This window comes from Mesorhizobium sp. P3_A9 (assembly GCF_056402975.1).
In genome coordinates, this window is record NZ_JBFUGJ010000022.1 from 1 (window position 1) to 21,456 (window position 21,456).

Consider the following 21,456-nt stretch of genomic DNA (forward strand, 5'->3'; position numbering starts at 1 on the left):
GCGCTGAGCGGCTGAAAAGCAGCGGGCGGGGGAGGCGGGTGCCTGATCGCGAAGCCAGGCGCCCGCCTGCCGACCTGCAAAACCTGATCGGAGACACGGAAACACGATGCAGCCTGACGAAACCCTGCTTCGCCTCGAGGCGGTCCAGAAGCGGTTCGGCGGGCTTGTCGTGCTGGACAATATCGACATCGCCGTCGGCGCCAATGAGCTGATCGGGCTGATTGGTCCGAATGGCGCCGGCAAGTCGACGCTGTTCAACCTCGTCACCGCGCTCTACACGCCGACGCAGGGGCGCATCCACTTCCGTGGCCAGGACATCACCGGCACGGCACCGCATCGCATCTGCCGGCTCGGCATTGCCCGCACCTTCCAATTGGTGCGCACGTTTCTCACCATGACCGCCTTCGAGAACATCATGGTCGGCGCCGTCTATGGCGGTGGCGGGCGTGTCAGGCATGCCGCGGCTGCCGCCGAGGAGGCGCTGGAACTGGTGGGGCTGACCGCCAAGCGCGATATCCGCACCGCGCATATGACGCTATCCGACCGGCGCCTCCTGGAGATCGCGCGGGCGGTGGCCTCCAGCCCCGCGCTGCTCCTGCTCGACGAGCCGATGGCCGGGCTGAACCCGACCGAGATCCAGCGCATGGTCGATGTCATCCGCCGGGTGCGCAGCGAGCGGGGCGTGTCGATCCTGTGGGTCGAGCACAAGGTCGACGCCATCATGAAAGTCTGCAGCCGGGTGATCGTGCTCGACCATGGCGAGAAGATCGCCGACGGCAGCCCGCGCGAAATCGTCGCCAACCGCAAAGTGATCGAGGCCTATCTTGGCGAACCGGCTGCTTGAAGTCACCAATCTCGAAGTCGCCTATGGCGATGTCGGCGCGCTGTGGGGCGTGTCGATCCATGTCGACCCCGGCAGCATCGTCGCCATCGTCGGCGCCAATGGCGCGGGCAAGACGACGCTTCTGAAGACCATCTCCGGCCTGCTCAAGCCGAAGCGCGGCGAGATTTTTCTCTCAGGCGTGCCGCTGGCCGGCAAGGCACCGGAGGAGATCGCCGGCATGGGCATCGCGCATGTGCCGGAAGGGCGCGGCCTGTTCCGGCAGATGACGGTACTGGAAAACCTCGAACTCGGCGCCTTCCAGCCCAAGGTGCGCAAGCGCTTCAAGCAGTCGCTGGAGAAGGCCTACACGCTGTTTCCGCGGCTGAAGGAGCGGGCAGGGCAGAAGGCCGGCTCGCTCTCCGGCGGCGAGCAGCAGATGCTGGCGATCGCACGCGCCACCATGTCGGACCCATCGCTGCTCATCCTCGACGAGCCATCGCTGGGCCTGAGCCCGATCGTGGTGCAGCAGATGTTCGCGCTGATCGAGACGCTGCACAAACAGGGCGTCACCATCCTGCTGGTCGAGCAGAACATCCACCAGGCGCTGAAAGTGGCCGATTACGGCTTCGTGCTGAAGACCGGCGAACTCGCCATGCAAGGCACGGGCTCCGAACTGATCGCCGATCCCGAAATCCAGAAGGCCTATATGGGCGTGTTGGAGGTGCAATGATGCAGGCCATTCCGCCTCCCGAAATCCTGCTGCAGCTGTCGCTCAACGGCGCGCTGGGCGGCGCCATGTATGGCGTCGCCGCCGTGGGCTTGAGCCTCATCTTCGGCACGATGCGGCTGATCTTCCTGGCGCAGGGCGCGATGATCATCCTCGCCGCCTATTTCGTGCGGGCGCTGTTCTATGGGCTGGGCATCGACCCGTTCCTGTCGCTGCTGATCGTCATTCCGGTCGGGCTCGTCGTCGGCTGGCTGATCTACCAGGGCCTGTTCCGCCGCGCCGCGGCCGCGGAGGACCGCAACATCTCGCTGCTGATTGCGGTCGGCCTGATGTTCCTGGTCCAGAATTTGATGACCGTGGTGTGGGGCGGCAACACCGCCGCAATCGTCACCTCCTACACGGCGAGCGGCATCGAGATTTTGGGCGTGCGCACCTCGTTCACGCGCTCGATGGGCTTTTTGATCGCGCTCGCCGGCACCGGGCTGGTGGTGCTGTTCCTGCGCAAAACGATTGTCGGCAAGGCGGTGCGCGCGGCCTCCGAGGACATGGAAGCGGCGACGCTGATGGGCATCAGCCCGCACCGGGTCAATGCGATTGCCTTCGCCATCGGTATCGCGCTGGCGGGAGCCGCCGGCGTCGCGGTGGCCACCACCTTCCCGTTCAACCCGTTCGCCGGGTTCATCTTCAGCCTCAAGGCGCTGGTGGCGCTGGCGCTGGGCGGCATCGGCAATGTCGCGGGCGCGCTGGCCGGCGGCATCCTGCTCGGCCTGATCGAGGCCTATGTGCAGTATTTCATCTCAGGCGGCTGGACCAACGCCATCGCCTACGGCGTGTTCCTGGCGGTGCTGATGTTCAAGCCGGAAGGCCTGTTCAGCCGGCCCTACAAGAAGGCTTGAGCGAAGATGTTGAAGCAAGCCTTGCCGAAACAAGCCTGGATGTGGATCGCAGCAATTGTTGTCGTGGCATTGGCGTTGCTGCCGCTGCTGCCCGGGGCGATCGACTCTTACACCTTCTCGTTCCTGTTCTTCGTCTTCATCTACGCTATCATGGCGCAGGGCTGGAACCTGGTCGCCGGCTTCGGCGGCCAGATCAGCCTCGGCAACCACGCCTTCTTCGGCCTCGGCGCCTACACCACCGCCATCCTGTGGACCAGCAATTATCTCTGGGGCTCGCTCTATGATGCGTATCCGCGCATCTACTATTTCGACCCGGTGACGATGGTGCTGGGCGGGCTGGTCGCGGCGCTCGCCGCCATCATCATCGGCCTGCCGCTGTTGTCCAAATTGCGCGGCGACTATTTCGCGCTCGGAACGCTCGGCTTCGGCGAGATCGTCAAGGTGATGTTCATCAATGGTGGCGACTTCACCGGCGGCGCCTTCGGCGTCGTCGCGCCCGCCGGCACCTTCGACACGCTGTTGCCGCACTATCTGGTCGGCCTCGGCCTGATGGTCGGCACGGCACTTGCCATCCACCTGTTGATGCGCTCGCGCTACGGGCTAGCGCTGATCGCGGTGCGCGACGACGAGATGGCGGCGTCGGCCAACGGCATCGATGTGCTCAAGGTCAAGGTCGCCGCCTTCGCCGGCAGCGCCTTCATCGCCGGCATCGCCGGCAGCCTCTACACCTACTACATCTTCCATGTCGGCCCGGACTCGGTGTTCGACCTCGACTGGATGCTGTTGCCGCTGATGATGACCGTGGTCGGCGGCACCGGCACGCTGCTCGGGCCGATCCTCGGTGCCTTCGTGATGTACGCGGTGTTCGACCTGGCGCGCATCGTGGTGCCGGATTACCACCCGGTGATCTCAGGACTGACGATCATCCTGGCGATGCTGTTCTTGCCGAAGGGGCTGATGCGGAGTTTTGGCGGCAGGGCAAGGACAGCTTGAGGGGTTTAGCGCATCGGCGGCGATCGCCGTCGCCAAAGGCGGATGACCGTTCAATTCCCTTGGCATTTTTAAGGGGGCTATCCCCATCCACCCTAGTTAACCAGATGGAGTGTCGTGAATTTTCCAGCGATTGTCTGGAACACATTCGGCAATTTGCTGGGATCGTTGACAGCGTAGTAGTCGGTCGAGTTCGTCGCGCATTTGCCGTAGAGTGTCCGGTTCGCAGCCGTGTCGGATTGCAGCGTGATGGTGTAGATTTGGACCTGCTGCGCCTTCAATTTATCGCAGACGTCAAGCGTCCATCGATCTACGGCGCGCGCCGCGTCCGTCTGGCTGCTCGTCCCGAACCGGCCGGATGCGAGGTAGCCATAGGACGTGTAATCCGACTTTTCCGGCTCGGCGCTCGCTCCATAGACGACATTCTCGCCATCAGTAAGCAGAACGACGATTTTGCTCGTATTCGGGGCCTTCCAGGGCGCGCCGTCGGTGTAGGGCGCGTCCGGTGAAAGCACCCGCATGCCCCAGGAGAGCCCTTCGGAGACATTGGTGCCAGATCCGTTCCATTCCTGCATCTGGGCGGCGGCCGTCCGCAACTTGTCCAAATCAGTGGTCAGCGGCACCACCGGAGTCGGGCAGGCTCGGTTGGGACCGACTGTCAGGGGAGCATATTTGTCGTTGATCTTCTTCGCCTTGGGGGTCTCGTATTTGGCGATCTTTTTATCTTTTCCCTTCGTGTCAGCGCCGTCCTGAACGTCATCGGAAAGATATGAGTTGTTGTAGACCTTGGCGTCGTTGCCGTAGCTCGCGGACGGGCCGGTTGCATCGCCGGGGTCGTCCGGAGCGAAATAGGGCACGAACAGGGTGTTACCGTCAGCCTGGTCCGGCGTTACGTCAGAAATAGCAGCGCTTCCCGGACGCGCCTCGACGCAGCCCTTCCAGCCCGTGCCTTTCCAACCGGCCCCCTGTGCCAGGTCCTTGAACAGGTCCATGTGATTGACGCGCTTGCCATCGGGCAGCAGGGGAAAATTGGCGCCGTTGTTCGGCGATTTGCCTTCCATGTCTATCCAGGAAGGGTCGAATTCATCGCCATTCACGTTAACGGCGGTGACGAACGGCACAATCGCCGCGGTCACCTTGCGATCGGGTGACTTTGCTCCATCCAGATTATCGAGAAGTGCTTTGGTGGCGTCCCTGAGAGCCTTGATCTTGGCGCCGGCCATCGAGCCGGTGTTGTCCAGCACGAGCACGACTTCGAGGTTGTTCGTCGCCTCCACGCCGCCGGCATCCACTTCGATGTGCTGGTTATTGCCGAACAGGAAAGCAAAATTGAGGTTCACGTCCGCGGAAGCGACGGCCCTGGTCTTGACGTAGTTGAAGCCCTTGTCGACGGACAAGGTCACTTTCGCATTGGAGAGTTCAGGGTGATTTGCGACGTTGGCCTGAAAATAGCCGTCAAATGCCAGCCTGCGGTTCGCTTCGCCATCTGACAGGTGCGACGAGGACAGCGTCGCAGCGTCCAGAGAGTTCTGCAGGTTGACCTTTGCTCGCATGACTGTGGATACGTCCAGCGCGAAACCGACGGCCGCCAGGATTGCAGGCGCGGCCAACGCAAACAACAAGGCGAAATTGCCAGCTTCCGACCGCCAGAACCTATTGATGACCATGACCCGCCCCTCGACTGATACGGCATATGACGGAGTGGTGGTTTACGGGCGGTTGATTTGTTAGCACTCGCGCATAAGGCGAACGAACTTGGTAAACTAAGTTCTGAGGCGGCCCGGGGGCGCGCCTTTTCGACAAGGCTTTCAGGGTCGCTGAGACGACGGATGTATCGCCTAGGGCAGYCGTACTTCGCATTTTCGCATCATCCAGGGATCGCCATGGGCCACGAGCTTCCCCTGATCGACAAGGGCCACGATACGGGTCAGCAACATCAAGTCGCCGACCTGGATATACGGCTCCATATTGTGTCCCATGGTCTCGGCGACGACCCGTGCAACCTTGCGCCAGTCCTTGGTGGCCCGCTCTAGAAGGAGCGCATCGAAGACATCCTCAGGCGCCGAGACGAGGCCGGGATCGGTGACGATACGGAACGGCGCGTTTTCGGATTTCAACGTCCGCCAGCGCCGCGCGGCATCTTCTCGTTCCTGGCTCGTCATCGCGCGTTCCGTGCCGAGCAGCAAGGCGAGTTCCTCCTCGTTGATGAGCGAAACGGCCTGTCTGGGGCTCGACAATTCCGCCTTGCCGCCGGGCCGCGTCACCGGCATTTGCAACCCGGTGACGTCGATGATGTCGTAGGGGCGGTCGCCGAGGCGATCCACCAGGGCCAGGAAGAAAGCATGCTCGTGGGCGCTGTGGCGCCCGAACCAGACGACGAGGCGGTCGGGGGTCGACATGATTTGCCGCCAGAAATCGTCGAAATCGATGTCGTGCTCGTCATACATCGACGCCCACCAGCGCAGGCGCGTCGAGGAGTCTTCGGCATCAATTGGGCCGCAGCTGAGATTGTCGTGAAAAATGATGACGTCGTCGGTACGCCCGCTCGTGCGGATCGCCTGGCGAAGCGAATGACCCGCCGAATGGCCGGGCGCGATGTGCAGTATGCCGCTGCGCCATCTGAGCGTCCCGTCGGAGTTCAGATCCCTCGTGAAAGTGTCGGAAAACGTGACATGGACGACCATCCGCCCCTCCGCCAGCGCAAGCCGGTAGGCGGTGGTTTTGCCTGATAACCAATGGGCGGCGAAACGGACTTCATTATTCCCGAAGGTCAAGCCTCGGATTTCTGCGAGTTCGCCGCTGGACCCATCGATGGCGCAGACGACGAGGTGGCCATCGACACTCTTGATCTCGATCGTTGCGGTCTTGTGCCTCCCGGCAATCCAGCGACCAACAAAATCCTTCATCGGCCTCGATCCTCGCCACTGCTCATGCACGGATTAGCTCAGCGGCCTCCCAACGGCGCGCTTTAGATCGCCCACCCTCGCGGGCTACTCCGAAAAACTCACGCTCACKCCGCGCTGSCGAAAATAAGCCTGCATCAACTTGYGGCCCGAKCGGTTGYTCTKCGCCAACTTGGTCGGATCGAACACCGCCTGTTTTATCCCCTCGCGTGTCAGCGCCGCCTTGAGTGCCGCGATATGGGCGTCGAGGTCGGCATTGTCCGCACGGAGCGAGGCATAGATATTTTCGGTCGCCTCGGCCACGGTCAGTTCGTTCACAGCTGTCGTCCTTTGGTTGGTTGATTGGGCGGCGGCTTAGCATAGATTCGCGGCTCCGCGATACCGATGGGAGCGTCAGTGCGTAGCGCCCGGGTTTTCGAGCGGCAATTCATCCGGGTGGCATCCGCGTCTTGACGCGCTCACGCTATGGGCAGCGATGATTACGGTGCCGATGACGCCTATGGAGCTAAACCTTCGGTCAGTCGCTGCCAGATATATTCCGAAATCTTTGCAGCAGCGGTACCATCTCCATAAGGAGACGGCTTGTGTGCCATCGACGCATGGTAATCACTGTCCAACAGCAATCGCTCGAGATTTGACTTGAGGCCTTCGCCGGCCGACCCGACCAGCACGGCAGAACCGAGTTCCACGATCTCTTCCCGCTCGGTACGGTCGCGGGTAATCAGAATCGGCACTCCCAGAAATTGCGCCTCCTCTTGTATGCCTCCGCTGTCGGTTACGACGACGAAGGCGCGTCGCATCAGATTGATCATCTCTGCGTAGCCGAGAGGCGGCGTCAGGATAATTGCAGGGTTGCCGCTGAGTTCCCGTCTAACCACCGCGCTAACGGAAGGATTGGGATGCACAGGCAGCACGATGACGATGCCTGGAACTGCGTCGGCCACGGCTCTCACTGCTCGCAGCGCAGCGGTCATCGCGACTCCCTGACTCTCGCGGCGATGCGTGGTCATGACGACCAGCCGCGCATTCGGGGGTATGCCCAGGCTCTCGACAATTGCCGCATCAAAGGGGACCAGCCGGGCGGCATCGATAACTGTATTTCCCGTTACAAGTACCGCCGACCGATCAAGGCCTTGGTTCAGAAGAGCGGCGCGCGCCTTCTCGGTTGGCGCAAAATGAACGGTCGCCGCTATCGAGGCGGTTATTCGATGGAACTCTTCTGGAAACGGATGCTGGAGATCTCCGGTCCTGAGACCAGCTTCGATGTGACCGAACGGAATGCCTCGGTAAAAGGAACATATCGCTGCCGCGAGAACCGAGCTCGTATCGCCTTGGGCCAAGATAAAGTCTGGAGATTCGATTGCAAGGTAGGAATCCAGCTCAGCCAGCAACCGACCAAGCAGCGGCGCAAGTCCCTGGCCGGGGACCAAAGCACCCAGGCGCTGGTCAAGCTTTAGCCCAAACACCGCAAGCGCCTGGTCAAGAATCTCTTCGTGCTGGCCGGTTCCGACCAGCCTGATGGCATGCTGGGCGGAACAGAACCTCTGCCTCAACGAGATGACAACGGGTGCCATCTTGATCGCTTCGGGCCGTGTTCCGACGATGCACAAGATTTTCGTCATTCGCTCAGTCGCATTCGAAAACGTGCCGTTGCCGACGTCGGAAACTGGTCAGTTACTCTCATGCATCACGGTGGCGGTGGGGCGTCCAGTCACCCCATTTGCTTTCGAAATAGGCTTGGTTGCGTTGCCAGATTTCGGTGTATTCCTTTTGCGGGAGCTTGCTGAAGCTAGCCCTTCCAACATGGTGGACGAAGGCGTCTTCGACGCAGACTGTGCGCAAGCCCTTGTCATGCATGCGCCGTGAATAGTCGTCGTCCTCGAACAGCCCCAGCCCGAATGCTTCGTCGAGCGGTCCCACCGCCTCCATCACGTCACGCCGCAAAGCGACACAGAACATGGCCAGCATGGCAATGTCGAAGCTTTGGCCCGCATGACGGGCAGCGTTCTCGTCCGCGAACACCTCCATGCTCTCGGCATCGAGGTAGTCGACCGAGATTTTTGCTTCGTTGCCAACTTCGTTGGTGACGGGACCGACAAGGCCGACAGAGGGGTCGTCGAGGTGGCGGATGAGTGGGTCAAGCCAACCCTTCGGTACGAGCGTATCGTTGTTCAGGAGAACGAGAACATCGCCCGTCGCCATGCTCAGGCCTTGGTTGTTGGCCGCTGCGAAACCACGGTTCTCCTGGTTCAGCTCGATCCTAATTGGCAGCTCCAGGCGGGACAGGTAACGCAGGTAGGACTGCGTCCCATCCTCTGAGCCGTTGTCGATCACGATGATCTCGTAGTTCGGGTGGGTGGTGTTGCGTATCAGGCTGTCTATACAGGCCGTCGTGAGATCAAGGTTGTTGTACGTAACCACGATGATCGAGACGGTGGGGAAGCCCTCACGGAGGGCCGCAAGCGTCACGTCGACGCGCGCTGCCCAGTCGTTCGCCTTCGCCAGTTCCCGCCGGCGACGGGAGATCGTCGGGTCGCTCTGGGCGAGAGCGGTCACTATAGCCTGCACGGTCTCGTCGGGGGTGGACGCGAAGGAGAGATAGTCCTTGTAGACTTGAAGTTCCGCAGTCGGCGTCGCGATTACAGGCTTTCCGGCGCTCATGTACTCGTAGAACTTCACCGGGTCGACCGCATGTGTGACGTTGTAGATCCGGAATGGGATCAGGCAGACGTCGAACCAGTAGAGAAACTGCGGCATCTCGCTATACGGACGAAGTCCAAGGAGGTGCACGTTTGGCAAGCTGTCGAGACCGGCGAGATCGGTGGAGAAATCGTCGCCGATCATCACGAAGGACCAATCGGGGCGCCGACGCGCGACGGCAGCGATCAGCTTGAAATCGAGCCATTCGGCCAGCGCGCCGTAGTAGCCGACGATGGGACCCCGCATGCTGGCCAAGAGATCGTTCGGGCGGCACTGCTCCTGGAAGAACGCGTAATCCACGCCATTGCGAACGAGGACGCAACGGCGCGCTCTGGGTTGCCATTTCTCCAGGAGCAGGGCGGCTGTAACGGTCACGAGGTCGGCTTCGCGGACGAGCGTCTCCTCGTCATCGAGTAGGTCTTTGCCCATGTTCGGGAAATTATCCCACTCGTCCATGCAATCGTACTGCACGTGCCAGCCGCGTGACGTCCGCAGTCCGAGTGCCAGCGGTGTCCAATAGGTGAGGTGCACGACAGAGATCGCCGTCTTGATCCTGAGATCGCGCGCGAGCGCGGACATCGCCTCCCCGAAGGCAGCCTGGTTCTCCCTGCTCATCGACGTGCTGTAGAAAGCCTGGACGCCGTGGGCTCGTATCGATACCTCGAAGACGCCGCGCTTGACCTCCACGATGTCGTAGCTCCGACCCGGCGGAGGCGTGCGCGAGGGAACGATGTAGAACACGCGGTAGCCACGGGCGGCGAGGTTCGACATGAGTTGCTGCGGACGCTGGTAGCGCGCCGACCAATCGATGTTGGCGAAGCATACTATGTCCATGAGCCCGGCCGCGGCCTGTTCTGGCGGCCCGCTGGGCGTACCGGCTTTGGCGACGCGTGGAGCCGCTGCGGGACGCGGTTGGGCTCCCGTACGACTTATGAGGGTCAGCATCGGCGAAGAATTCGCCCGGGCCACGATCTTGAAGCGCAGACGGCGCGGAATGAGGGCCTTTCCGATCCCGTTGAGCCACGGCCATYGCCGCCGAATCAAGAGAATCAGGTCGGCCAGAAGGATGCGAAAACTTGTACGTCGCCGCTCGTATTCGCCCGCCAAGACATGGATCTCGCCCCGCAGCCAGGCAATGCCGTCGTCGCGCGCCTGGACGAGGCTGCGCAGCGTCTCGATCTCCTTGTCCTTGGCGCGGAGGAGCGCGGAATTAGCCGGCCCCTCGAGCCGTGCCGCCACTGGCGAAGGACGCTGGGCAGGCCGCCCCTCAACGCTGGCGGCCCCCACAAGCTCGGCTACTCTGGATCGCTCGACATTCGCCGCATGGCGCTCAGCCGATAGTGCGTCGCTTAGCCGTGCAACCTCGCCGGCGAGCGTAACGCGCATCCGCTCGGCATCCTCCGACACTTCAGCGATACGGCGCTTCGCCGCAGCGTGTGTCACTTCTGCTTCCGAGCGTTCGATCCTGGCGCTGCTGAGTTCGGCCGCCAGCCTGGCGACCTCGGTGCTCCATCGCGAGCGTTCGTCGATGAAGCTCCTGGCTCGCGCCTCGTCCTCCGTCTCGAGCCGCCGAAGCGTGAGCGCAGCATCAGCCGGCTTGGCAGTTCGAGCGCTGGACATGTCATGGTCGACCACGAGGTCGGCAAGGCGGAGCCCTCGTTCTGCAAGACCTTGCGGCCGAGCGTAGACGAGCAGGATTTGCTCGCCCGCCCAGTATGTTGGCTCGCTGACCCGGGTGTCGATCACCTTCGATGCGGCGAGCACCAGCTCGCCGCCCGCAAGCGTCGCCACGATGTTCGATGGCTCGAACGTCGCCTCGTGCTCGGCTAGCCGCAAATATTCCCGGAAAGGAACAAGGATCACCAAGGCCTTGGTCGCCATTCCGCCGAGCCGCTCGAGCACCGCCACGGGATCGTCGAAATGCTCGAGCGTGTTCGACGACACGACCACATCGAAACGCTCGTCGAAGGGCTCGTGCAAAAGGTCGGCGTGCAGGAAAGTCGGCTTGCGGAATGTCGCACGCGCGGAGGCGATCGCCGGCTCGGCGAAATCGATGCCGGTGACCGGACCGGGGAAGATTTGGGCCAGGACGTCGGTGCCGTCGCCCAACGCGCAGCCCCAATCACACAGCGTCCAGCGCTCATCGCGCAGCGCGCGGGTCAGCCATTCCGGCAGGTTGTCGACAATGACCCGGCCGAAGAAGACCGATTGCTCCCGACCGTGGTTTGTGACCCAGTCGGTCTCGAAGCGCCGTGACCAATAAGCCTCGCTGTTCACGAGGGCTGTGGGCTCTTGTTCTGCCTCGCCACTGGGCAACATCAGGACGTGCCGCCAGGTTGGACGGCACCGGTCTCGTCCACCATGAGCACGCAGGGCATATCGCTCTGGTGCGGTGCCGGCTGAACGGCAAGGGCTGTTTCTGCAGACGGGTCGAGCGCGGGCATGATGACACTGGCACCTGTTTGGACGCTGGCCGCTACAAGTATTCCTCAATGGCGAAGATGCGCTGAGGTGTCAACTGAACAAAGATTGCAAGTGGAACCATGCTATGTTGATTGGGTAGTAGGCAGATCAACCTCGGAGTTGGTCCAGACCTTTTGAAACGGTTTCGAGACCGCATGGAGAAGTCCAAGTATGTCGGTTGTGGTAGAGATGACCAACCAGGACAAAGCCCGTGTCGCGGAACGCTGGTCCGAGATCGGCAGCGGATCATACGAATTCTCGGCAAACGTCTATTGGCTCGCAGTTCCGACCGTTATGACCCGTCACCAGCGCCGAGCTGCGGCGGGCGGGAATTATGCATCGTGGGTGGAGTATTGCCTCGGCTCCTTCATTCCGCGGGGCGATAAGCGCAGAATGCTCAGCGTTGGCTGCGGCGACGGCGACCTCGAGCGGCACCTCATGCGGATCGATACGAGTACGACGTGCGACGCGTTCGATATAGCGCCTGCCGCGATTGACCGCGCGATCGCGGCAGCCGCCGCAGAAGGGTTCGGTGGCATCCGCTATCGCTGTGCAGATATCGAGACGCTGCAGCTAGAGGAGGGCGTCTACGACGCGGCCTGGTTCAACGGATCCCTGCACCACATCCAGGCCCTCGAGCGCGTGCTGGATCGTGTCCGCTACAGCCTCAAGCCTGGCGGTCTCCTGTTCGTCAACGAGTATGTCGGCGCTAACCATTTCAACTTTCCGCCCGTCCAGCGGGAGGCGATCCTGCACGCCTTCCATCTGATCCCACAGCGTCATCGACTGAGCTTCATTCCGGCAACTTTTGGCCAGGTTGCCACCCAAGCCCCTATCCCTGACCCGGAAGAGGTTCGGCGCGCAGATCCGTCGGAAGCCATTCGGTCGCAGGACATCGTTGCCGTTATCGCGAGCATGTTCGATGTCGTTGCGATGAATGCTTGTGGGGGCACCATAATGCAGTTCCTGCTGAGTGGCATCGCCGGCAACTTCCGTGAAGAGAATCCGTCTTCCATGCTGGTTCTCGACATGCTGCTTAAGATCGAGGACACACTTATTGATACTGGGGCGCTCGGAAGCGATTTCGTGGTGATAGCGGCCAGGAAGGGGAGCTAGCCTGTTTCCGTCTCTGGACAGAAACGGTCCGCTTCGCCCCTTGGCGTCGGCGAGCATCCAGCCCATCGTCGACGTTGCCGTCGCGTCACGGACCGCGGTCGCATCTCGATCCCAAACGCCCCCTGACTCCTTTCCAGGCCCTCAAACGTCTTAGCTTCAGTGAAGCAATGGAGCAGGGTCAAATGAGCCTCAAGGACAAGAAAATCGTTGTCACCGGCGGCAGCCGGGGGCTAGGCCTCGGATTGGTCGAAGCGCTGGTCGAGCAGGGCGCCAGCGTCACGGTCGTTGCGCGTGGCGCCGAGGCGCTGGAGGCGGTTGAGGCGCGGCTTGGGGTCGCCACCATCTCAGCCGACGTCACGGACGAAGATGCGGCCTATCGCATCCTCGGCGAGATCAGCCCCGACATAGTGGTTCTGAATGCTGGTGCGACGCCTCGGATGGGGCGGCTGGATCAGCTGAAGTGGGCGGATTTTTCCATTGCCTGGGAAACAGACGTCAAGGCCGGGTTCTATTGGCTGCAGGCGGCGCTGAACCTGCCGCTGAAGCCTGGCAGCCGAGTGCTGGTTGGGTCGAGCGGTGCCGCCGTCACCGGATCGCAGATGTCGGGCGGCTATGGCGGCTCCAAGCGCATGCTCTGGTTCATGGCCAAATACGCCAATGGCGTCGCGCAGGAGAAGGGACTCGGCATCCGCTTTCAGGCGATCCTGCCCAGACAGATGATCCTGGGAACAGGAACCGGTGATGTTGCGGCCGGCGCCTATGCCGGTTCTATTGGCATCACGCCGGAGCAATTCATCACCCGCTTCGGCGCGCCGATGCCGCCCCGGGCGTTCGGCGACAGGGTGGTTTGCGTGCTCGAAGACCCGCAATATGCGGAGGGAGTCGTCTTCGGTCTCAACGGCGATGACGGCGTAACGATCATGGAGGGTAAGGCGGCTTGAGCGACGGAAAGCCTGAAGTGGACCGCGACCGACAGGAGGGGCTGCTTGCCTTGGCCGCGGCGCTGCGTCCGGAATTGCACCGCTATTGCGCGCGACTGATGGGATCGGTCATCGACGGCGAGGATGTGGTGCAAGACACGTTCGCGCGGGCCTTCGTCGCGCTGGACGAGTTGTGCGAGGTGCCGCAGCTCAGGCCCTGGCTGTTCCGCATCGCCCACAATCGTTCGCTGGACCTCTTACGCAGTCGCGCGATCCGCGTCGCCGAGCCGATCGAGGCTGCGCTTGAAATTGCCGACGACGGCAAAGCCGATCCGGTGGAGGTACTGATGCGCAGGCAAGCGATGGAAACCGCTGTGTCGCGCTTCGCGGAACTTCCGGTCAACCAACGCAGCGTAATCATCCTGAAAGATGTGCTCGACGAGCCGCTGGCCGAGATCGCCACTTTGCTAGGCATTTCGGTCGACGCGGTGAAGGCGCATCTGGCGCGTGGCCGCGCCCGGCTACGGGAGATCAACGCTCGGGCCGACCCGCTTCCCGATGCGCGCATCGCGTCGGCCGCGGTGGTCCGCTACATCAGCCTGTTCAACCAGCGCGACTGGGATGGCCTGCGCGCGCTGCTTGCCGATGAGGTAAGACTTCAGCAGTCCATGCATCCGCCGCGCTCGGGTGCCGCCGACGTTGGCACGTTCTTCGCGATCTATGCCAAGAGCGAGGGCCTGTGGCTCAAACCGGCCTGGGTCGAGGGCCGCGAGGTGATCGCGGTGTTCGAACACCGGGCGGCCGCGAAGCCAATTCATTTCATGTGGCTGGAATGGCGGGACGGGCGGATCAGCTTCATCCGTGACTATCGCTATGTCGGCTATGTCGCCGACGATGCCGGGTTGGTGCTGGCAAGGGATATCAAGGGGATGGCCGGTTCCTGAACCGGCTATCCAATCGTTGTCCGCCCACTGCGATCGGCTGCAACACTTGACGCAGGCCGCTCGCCGGAAGTCCGCGCCGCTCGCCTACCCCCGCTTCTCAATCACCGCATACAGCACGTTGCGGTTCTCGCCAAAGTACACCTGCGCCTCGACGGTGTTGCGGTCGACGCTGGCGTTGACGATGTTCCACATGTCGACTTCCGAGCGCAGCAGCAGCACCCAGTCCATGAACGTTTCCCGGTAGCCGGCGTCGGGGGTGCCTTCGGCGTAGTTGGCGAACAGGAATTTGCCGTTCGGCTTCAGCATCTGCAGGCAGGTCTTGGTCAGTTTCACGGCGACGTTGTGCTGGAGGTAGTCGTAGAGGCCGGAGGCGTAGATGAGGTCGAACTTGCCGAGCTTGTGGCCTCTGGTCAGCACGGTCCGCACCGAGCCGTCGATGGCTTCGACCGCGGTGCCCTGGAAGTCGCGTGCGATCAGCCCGACGCTCTGCGGGTCCTGGTCGAGTGCTACCCAGCGCTTGAGGCCGCCCTCGGCCAGCGCGACGGAGCGATTGGCTTCGCGCAGATGGCCGGCGGCGATCGCCAGCACCTCGGTTTCCGGTCCGTTTTTGGCGGCGGTCTCATCGACATAGCGGGTCAGGAGATCGCGCCGTTCGCGAGCCGCGACGCATGACGGAACGTTCTGGGTGTGGCTGTAAAGCGCTTTGCCGATCTCCGAGGCGCTCGCCACGCTCTCGGCGACGTGCGGGTCGCAATAGATGAAGTCGAGCAGCTGCGCGTCGCCGGAATAGCCCCTGGGCTTGGTGAAGGACCAGTGCGTCAGCGGATCCTGAAGAAAGTAGTTCAGGATCGGATGGTTCTGCGCCACCGGGATCAAGGCCTGCCAGACGTCGGGATGCACCTTGGCCCGCAGCGCACTGAGCAGCGACAGCAGGCGGCGAACGATCTCGGCGGGAAATTTCTGCTGCTCGACCTGCTGCTGTGTCGCATGCAGGATGAGGGCCAGCTCGGCGCGGGCGGTCTCGAACGCTTCACCATGATGTTCAAGCGTGCCTTTACGCAGACTGCCGGCGATCATCTCTGCGGTGATCAGGCTTTGGCCATCGAACACTGTTTGCACGCCAGGACTCCTTGGTTAACAGTCGGTTAACTTATTGCGTAGAATACCGCATTTGCCAACGCGCCTCGGGGGCATTTTATTGTTATGATTAATTTCTCGCTAACCATCTCAATTTATTAGCGATCTTGCAGATAAGATTCTGGGTTCGAGTTAACGCAAACTTGTCTGGCGCCGTCGCATTTTACCGCGTGGCAATCGTGTCTCGTCCCAAGGAGTCGTCCTGCGTGGGGGCAGAAGCTGGAAAAGAGTTCGGAGCGCAAAATCCCCCATCGCGGGGATTTGTGAGCGAACGCGCATCATCCAGACTGGCCGATACGGTGGATGTCGAACCGTATGATCCGCGCCAGGAGCTTGGGGCGGCGGAACTGCGCATCCTTTACCGCCGGGAAGCCCAGGCGAAGCGAAGGAAAGACGCCAGGCCCGGGCTGTGGATCGCCGTCGTCATCTATGTGCTGTTTTCGGTGTCGGACCTGATGCTGATACCTGACGTGGCGGCCTATACGATCACGGCGCGCTTCGGGGTCGGACTRACGGCGCTGCTGGTCCTGGAAGCACAGCTTCGCCGGGGAGCCGCCACCGATTGGCTCGACGTGACCTGCGCCGCGGCCATCATCTTTGGCTATATCGGCTGGTTGTGCCCGGCATTCCTGGGTGAAAACWAGGAAAGCGTCGCCTACTATATGGTCTTCGGCACCATTTTCATGATGAGTGCCAACCTGTTCTTCACGTTCAGCTTCAAGGTCTCGATCATAACGTCGACAATCATTTTGTGCATCCTGTACGTGGTGAACTACTTCGTGCCGGCGTCGCTGACGTACAAAATGGTGTTCGGGACGTTCTACGTTTCATGCTTCACCTTCACCTCCTATGTGAACTGGAAGCTGAACGAAGAGCGCTACAACGTCTTCCTGAACGCGCTGGAAGCCAAGATCCAGCACAAGGAGGCCACCGAGCGCGGCAAGGCTTTGCTCAGGCTGTCGCGGACGGATCCGCTTACGGGCCTGGAGAACCGGCGCGCCATCGACGAGAAGCTGCGCGATTACTGGAACGACTGGCAAAAGCTTGGCAGCAAGTTCGCGGCGATCCTCATCGATGTCGACTTCTTCAAGAAATTCAACGACTGCTACGGCCACCAGGAAGGCGACCGCTGCCTGATCCATGTCGCCAATGCGCTCAGCGATCTGATCAAGAACTACAATGGCTCGATCGGGCGCTACGGCGGCGAAGAGTTCATCGTGCTCGCCCGGATGGACAAGAAGGACCAGGTCACTGAGCTGGCGGAAGCCATCTGCCGCACGGTGGAGAACCTGGGGATCACCCATGAGCTCAGGCGCGACGGGGTCTCGATCGTGACGGCGAGCGTCGGCGCCGCGTTCACCAGGACGCAGGCCGGCGCCAAGCTGGAGAAGATCATCCACGAGGCCGATCGTGCGCTCTATCTGGCCAAGGCCAGCGGCCGCAATTGTGTGCGGCTGTTCGACCCGACCGATCCGCAGAGCAGCGACGAGAGCGAGAACCTTGCGGCGCTGCTGAAGATCGCGATCGCCCAGAATCTCGTTTCACTGGTCTACCAGCCCATCCAGGATGTCGTGTCGGGGCGTGTCGAGGCGGTGGAGGCGCTGATGCGTCTCAAGATGCTGGACGGAACCCTGGTTCCGCCGAGCCTGTTCATTCCCGTCGCGGAACGCACCGGGGCGATCCTGGAGCTGGGGCGCTGGGCAATACGGACGGTCTGCGCCGAACTGCTGGCGGACGATCACGTGCGTGTCGTCAGCGTCAACGTCTCGCCGATCCAGCTCAAGACGCCAGGCTTCGCCGCATCCGTTGCGACCATCCTGGGCGAGACCGGCGTGACCGGCAACAGGCTGGCCTTCGAGATCACCGAAGGTCTCGAGATGGAGATGCACTCGGACATCCTGCGTTGCATCAGCGACCTGAAGCTGCTCGGCATCAAGATCTGGCTCGATGATTTCGGCACCGGCTTTGCCGGCCTTTCGTGGCTGCGGCTGATCGATTTCGATACGGTCAAGATCGACCGCTCGTTCCTGCACGATTGCGGCACGCCGAAGGGCATGGCGATGCTGCAGGACATCATCGCGCTGGTGCGCAATCGCGGCCACCAGATCCTGGTCGAAGGCGTGGAGACCGACGAGCAGATCGCGCTCATGCGCGAGTTCGGCATCGACAGGATCCAGGGTTTTCGCGTCGGCCGTCCGGTTCCCGCCGCGAACTACCAGGCCAAGCGGACCGTCCACAAACGCCCGTACCTCAAATCCGCATAACCGCGCGCGACCAAATTCACCCCAGCAGATTGCGCGCCGTGCGCATGAAAATCTTCGAGCCGATCGGGATCAGGTCGTCGGGAAAATCATAGTCCGGATTGTGCAGGGAAGGGTACCGTTCGCCGGCGCCGAGGAAAAACATCGCCGACTTCGCACTGTGGCCGAACAGGCCGAAATCTTCCGAGGCGCGCATCGGCAGGGCTTCTTGCCCATGCACGACGCCTTCTTCGTCGAGGGCGCGTTGCAGGTGCTCGACCGCGTCCGGGGCGTTGACGCTGGCGACGAAGATCTCGTGATAATCCCAGCGGGCGGCGAGGCGATGCCGGGCAGCGATCTCCTTGACCAGCGCTTCGGCGGCGGCGCACAGATCGGCCATGCGCTCGTCGCGGCGGGTGCGCAGCGTCGCCCAGACCTGCGCATGCGCTGGCGCGATGCCGAACACGGCTTCGCCCATTTCGGCATGGGTGACGGTGACCATGGAGAAATCGTCGTCGGCGAAGGTGGCGCGGCCGAGCGCGGGCAGCGCCGGCATCAGCTCTGAGATCGCCGGCATGGGCGAGATTCCGGTCTCGGGCATGGAGGAATGCGCGGTCTTGCCCTCCAGCACGATGCGCATGCCGCGCGAGGCGCAATTGACCACGCCGGGCTTGAGCCTGACCTCGCCGAACGGCACGCCGGGCAGATTGTGCAGCGAGAAGGCGAAGTCGGGCGCGATCTCGCCGTAGCGCGGATCGGCAACGACGCCGGCCGCGCCATTGCCGGTCTCTTCCGCCGGCTGGAACATCAGCACGACACGGCCGCTGGCCGGCCGCTGGCGCCCGAGCTGGCGGCCAAGGGATGCCAGGATCGCGGTGTGCCCGTCATGGCCGCACATATGCGACTTGCCCGCCACTTGCGAAGCATGCGGCACGCCTGACAGCTCCTCGATCGGCAGCGCGTCGAGTTCGGAGCGGAACAGCACGGTCGGTCCGGCCTTGCCGCTGTCGTAGACCGCCGCCACGCCATGCCCGCCGAGACCGGTCAGCACCTTGTCCGGGCTGGTGTCGGCGAGGAAGGAGACGACCTCGTTCGCCGTGTTCTCCTCCTCATTGGAGATTTCCGGCTGCCGGTGCAGCTTGCGCCGCCACTCGGTGATCTCGATGATATCCCGGTTGGTCAGGGTCATGTTTTTGCCTCCGCTGCGTTCTTCGTGACATGCCGGTCGCAAGGCGAGGACAATCGCATAGGGCGCTCCCCCTCTCCGTCTCGGCTTCGCCGAGCCACCTCTCCCCCACTTTTGTGGGGGCGAGGAGCCCAAGCCTCCCAAAGCCGCGACTTCGGAGATTGGCGTTTCCTCGCCCCCATGTAATGGGGGAGAGGTGGCCGCGAAGCGGACGGAGAGGGGGCCGGCGCTGCCATATGCGATTGCACTGCCCTTTGGCCGGAGAGGTTTCACGCGTAAGATGGCGCGTCAAGGCCCTTGGTTATCGCCGCACGGAGCCGTTGGCGCCGCCGAAGAGGATGTCATCGGCGGCGGCGCTGCACTCATCGATCTATTGGTTGATCTCGGGCTCGACCAGCTTTGCGAGGTTTCTCAGCGATTCCTGCCAGCCGAGATAGCAGGCCTCGACCGGGATGACGTCGGGGATGCCGGCCTGGGTGATGTCGATTTCGGTGCCGACCGAGACCTTTTTCAGGATCACGGTCACCTGGATCTCGCCGGGCAAATTGGGGTCGTCGAACCTGTCGGTGTAGCGCAGGCGCTCGCCGGGAACGAGTTCGAGATACTCGCCGCCGAAGGCATGGCTGCCGCCGGTGGTGAAGTTGCGGAACGACATCTTGAACGTGCCGCCGACCTTGGCCTCGAGGTGATCGACCGTGCAGGTGAAACCATTCGGCGGCAGCCACTTGGCCAGCGCGTCGGCTTCGGTGAAGGCGCGATAGACCTTTTCCGGGCTGGTGGTGAGAACGCGGTGCAAACGTACGGTACCGGGCATATGCTGTCCTTTCATGATGTCTGTTCGATGCCCCAAGGACGAACGGGGCCTGACCCGTCCGACATAGGGTCTCAAATTTTTTTGAGAACCCGGCCGCAGGCCTGTCCGACTGTGCTGCCCCTTGGCGTACGGCAATTCAGGCCGATTTGGGACTCGATTTTCCGCGGCTGGCCCAATCGTCGCAAATGCGGAACCGGATAGCCATTATGAGGCGATTGTTTATAACGGTCGCTCAGATTGCCATATCCAAGGGGAGACGATGCGCTACATACGTCCGCTTTCAATCGAAGATGCCGTTGGCCAATTGGCCGGATCGGCTGGCATAGCAGCCATTCTGGCCGGAGGCAGTGACCTGCTGGTGAGGATGAAGGGCGGTTTTGTCGAACCCGACCTGATCATCGACATCAAGTCGATCGCTGGTCTGAGCGAAATCCGCGAAACAGCCGAAGGCTTCAGCATCGGTGCCACTGTCCCCTGCGCCGTGCTGGGCGAGAATGCTGCACTGAAGAAGGCATGGCCTGGCGTCGTCGAGGCAGCCAAGCTGATCGGCTCGAAGCAGGTGCAGGGCCGTTGTACGATAACCGGGAACCTGTGCAATGCCTCGCCGGCGGCGGACAGCGTGCCGGCTTTGGTCGCGGCTGGCGCCAGGGCGGTGATTGCCGGACCCTCGGGCAAGCGCACCATCGCCGTCGAGGCCGTGCCGATCGCGCCGGGCAAGACCTCGCTCGTCAAGGGCGAGATCATCGAGGCGATCCTGCTCGACAAACGCTCCCCGCATTCGGGCGATGCCTATCTCAGGTTCATTCCGCGCACCGAGATGGACATCGCCGTGGTCAGCGCCGGCGTCAACCTGACGATCGATGGCGCTGGTGTCGTCACGGCCGCCCGCGTGGCGCTGGGCGCGGCGGCACCGACCGTGCTGCTGGTGGAAGAGGCCGCCGAGGCACTTATCGGCAGGAAACTCGATGAAGCCGCCCTCGAGCGGCTGGCAAAAATCTGCGCCGGGGCCTGTCGCCCCATCGACGACAAGCGCGGTACCATCGATTTCAGACGCAAGGTTGCGGGTGTGCTGGCCAAGAGAGCCGCAACAACCGCCTACGCACGTGCAGGAGGCAAATGATGGCTGGTATAGCAGTCTCGACGACAATCAACGGCGACATAACAGAATACCTCTGCCAGCCTGACGAGACGCTGCTCGACGTGCTTCGCGACCGGCTCGGGCTGACCGGCGCCAAGGAAGGCTGCGGCACCGGCGATTGCGGCGCCTGCTCGATCATCCTCGACGACCGGCTGGTCTGCTCGTGCCTGGTGCTCGGCGCCGAGGCCGAAGGCCGGCGCATCGAGACCGTCGAAGGCATGGCGCAGGGCGACCAGCTGCACACGCTGCAGCAGAAATTCCTCGAGCATGCGGCGCTGCAATGCGGCATCTGCACGCCGGGTTTCTTAATCGCGGCCAAGGACTTGCTGGCGAAAAACCCCGACCCGACCGAGGAGGAAATCCGCTTCGGCCTGGCCGGCAACCTCTGCCGCTGCACCGGCTATGACAAGATCGTGCGCGCCGTCCAGGACGCCGCTATCGTGATGAAGGGAGCCTAAA

18 protein-coding genes are annotated in these 21,456 nt (G+C 62.4%); 10 read left to right on the forward strand and 8 right to left on the reverse strand.

Going from position 1 to position 21,456, the window contains the following annotated elements; translation table 11 throughout:
• Positions 1–106: 106 nt before the first annotated feature.
• Genes AC1DX0_RS06180 through AC1DX0_RS06195 form a run of 4 tightly spaced genes read left to right on the forward strand, consistent with a single transcriptional unit; the run spans position 107 to position 3,439 of the window.
• Positions 107–844, forward strand: a complete 738-nt coding sequence (locus AC1DX0_RS06180; protein WP_477222870.1) for an ABC transporter ATP-binding protein — start codon at positions 107–109, stop codon at positions 842–844.
• Complete coding sequence (locus AC1DX0_RS06185; RefSeq protein WP_477222869.1) at positions 825–1,553, forward strand: ABC transporter ATP-binding protein; 729 nt, start codon at positions 825–827, stop codon at positions 1,551–1,553. Before AC1DX0_RS06180 ends, AC1DX0_RS06185 begins: the two co-directional genes overlap by 20 nt.
• A complete protein-coding gene (locus AC1DX0_RS06190) occupies positions 1,550–2,446 on the forward strand; it encodes a branched-chain amino acid ABC transporter permease (RefSeq protein ID WP_477222868.1) in 897 nt (298 codons plus the stop codon). The genes AC1DX0_RS06185 and AC1DX0_RS06190 overlap by 4 nt, the downstream gene beginning before the upstream one ends.
• Before the next feature lie 21 nt (positions 2,447–2,467).
• Positions 2,468–3,439 (forward strand): branched-chain amino acid ABC transporter permease, encoded by a 972-nt coding sequence (locus AC1DX0_RS06195; RefSeq protein WP_477222867.1) that lies wholly within the window; start codon positions 2,468–2,470, stop codon positions 3,437–3,439.
• Positions 3,440–3,531: 92 nt separating this feature from the next.
• Here the strand turns inward: AC1DX0_RS06195 and AC1DX0_RS06200 are convergent, their stop codons facing one another.
• From AC1DX0_RS06200 to AC1DX0_RS06220, 5 genes are all read right to left on the reverse strand, one after another.
• Entirely contained in the window at positions 3,532–5,103 is a 1,572-nt protein-coding gene (locus AC1DX0_RS06200; protein WP_477222866.1) for a pilus assembly protein TadG-related protein, read from the reverse strand.
• Between the two features lie 171 nt (positions 5,104–5,274).
• Complete coding sequence (locus tag AC1DX0_RS06205) at positions 5,275–6,342, reverse strand: DUF3658 domain-containing protein (protein WP_477222865.1); 1,068 nt, start codon at positions 6,340–6,342, stop codon at positions 5,275–5,277.
• 84 nt (positions 6,343–6,426) lie between these two features.
• Positions 6,427–6,657: a hypothetical protein gene (locus AC1DX0_RS06210; protein ID WP_477354656.1), complete on the reverse strand. Its 231-nt coding sequence runs from the start codon at positions 6,655–6,657 to the stop codon at positions 6,427–6,429.
• Positions 6,658–6,836: 179 nt separating this feature from the next.
• Positions 6,837–7,961: a non-hydrolyzing UDP-N-acetylglucosamine 2-epimerase gene (gene wecB, locus AC1DX0_RS06215; RefSeq protein ID WP_477222863.1), complete on the reverse strand. Its 1,125-nt coding sequence runs from the start codon at positions 7,959–7,961 to the stop codon at positions 6,837–6,839.
• A gap of 58 nt (positions 7,962–8,019) precedes the next feature.
• The gene (locus AC1DX0_RS06220) at positions 8,020–11,316 is read right to left on the reverse strand and encodes a glycosyltransferase (protein ID WP_477354659.1); all 3,297 of its coding nucleotides are present in this window, start codon (positions 11,314–11,316) and stop codon (positions 8,020–8,022) included.
• 357 nt (positions 11,317–11,673) lie between these two features.
• Between AC1DX0_RS06220 and AC1DX0_RS06225 the strand changes: the two genes are divergently transcribed.
• The 3 genes from AC1DX0_RS06225 (at position 11,674) to AC1DX0_RS06235 (ending at position 14,482) form a co-directional block, all read left to right on the forward strand.
• Positions 11,674–12,618, forward strand: a complete 945-nt coding sequence (locus AC1DX0_RS06225; protein WP_477222861.1) for a class I SAM-dependent methyltransferase — start codon at positions 11,674–11,676, stop codon at positions 12,616–12,618.
• Positions 12,619–12,800: 182 nt separating this feature from the next.
• Complete coding sequence (locus tag AC1DX0_RS06230) at positions 12,801–13,559, forward strand: SDR family NAD(P)-dependent oxidoreductase (RefSeq protein WP_477222860.1); 759 nt, start codon at positions 12,801–12,803, stop codon at positions 13,557–13,559.
• Entirely contained in the window at positions 13,556–14,482 is a 927-nt protein-coding gene (locus tag AC1DX0_RS06235) for a sigma-70 family RNA polymerase sigma factor (protein WP_477222859.1), read from the forward strand. The genes AC1DX0_RS06230 and AC1DX0_RS06235 overlap by 4 nt, the downstream gene beginning before the upstream one ends.
• A gap of 84 nt (positions 14,483–14,566) precedes the next feature.
• Here the strand turns inward: AC1DX0_RS06235 and AC1DX0_RS06240 are convergent, their stop codons facing one another.
• Positions 14,567–15,601: a class I SAM-dependent methyltransferase gene (locus AC1DX0_RS06240; protein ID WP_477222858.1), complete on the reverse strand. Its 1,035-nt coding sequence runs from the start codon at positions 15,599–15,601 to the stop codon at positions 14,567–14,569.
• A 281-nt stretch (positions 15,602–15,882) separates the two neighbouring features.
• Here AC1DX0_RS06240 and AC1DX0_RS06245 point away from each other — a divergent pair, with 281 nt between their 5' ends.
• A complete protein-coding gene (locus AC1DX0_RS06245; RefSeq protein WP_477354662.1) occupies positions 15,883–17,883 on the forward strand; it encodes a putative bifunctional diguanylate cyclase/phosphodiesterase in 2,001 nt (666 codons plus the stop codon).
• A gap of 16 nt (positions 17,884–17,899) precedes the next feature.
• Here the strand turns inward: AC1DX0_RS06245 and AC1DX0_RS06250 are convergent, their stop codons facing one another.
• Together AC1DX0_RS06250 and AC1DX0_RS06255 are read right to left on the reverse strand one after the other, a co-directional pair.
• Complete coding sequence (locus AC1DX0_RS06250) at positions 17,900–19,048, reverse strand: amidohydrolase (protein WP_477222856.1); 1,149 nt, start codon at positions 19,046–19,048, stop codon at positions 17,900–17,902.
• A gap of 367 nt (positions 19,049–19,415) precedes the next feature.
• On the reverse strand, positions 19,416–19,859 hold the full coding sequence (locus AC1DX0_RS06255) for an SRPBCC family protein (protein WP_477222855.1): 444 nt from the start codon (positions 19,857–19,859) through the stop codon (positions 19,416–19,418).
• A 259-nt stretch (positions 19,860–20,118) separates the two neighbouring features.
• On the opposite strand from AC1DX0_RS06255, the gene AC1DX0_RS06260 reads away from it, so the two are divergent.
• Together AC1DX0_RS06260 and AC1DX0_RS06265 are read left to right on the forward strand one after the other, a co-directional pair.
• A complete protein-coding gene (locus tag AC1DX0_RS06260; RefSeq protein WP_477222854.1) occupies positions 20,119–20,979 on the forward strand; it encodes an FAD binding domain-containing protein in 861 nt (286 codons plus the stop codon).
• Positions 20,979–21,455, forward strand: coding sequence for a (2Fe-2S)-binding protein (locus tag AC1DX0_RS06265; protein WP_477222853.1), 477 nt, complete (start codon positions 20,979–20,981; stop codon positions 21,453–21,455). Before AC1DX0_RS06260 ends, AC1DX0_RS06265 begins: the two co-directional genes overlap by 1 nt.
• Position 21,456 lies beyond the last annotated feature (1 nt).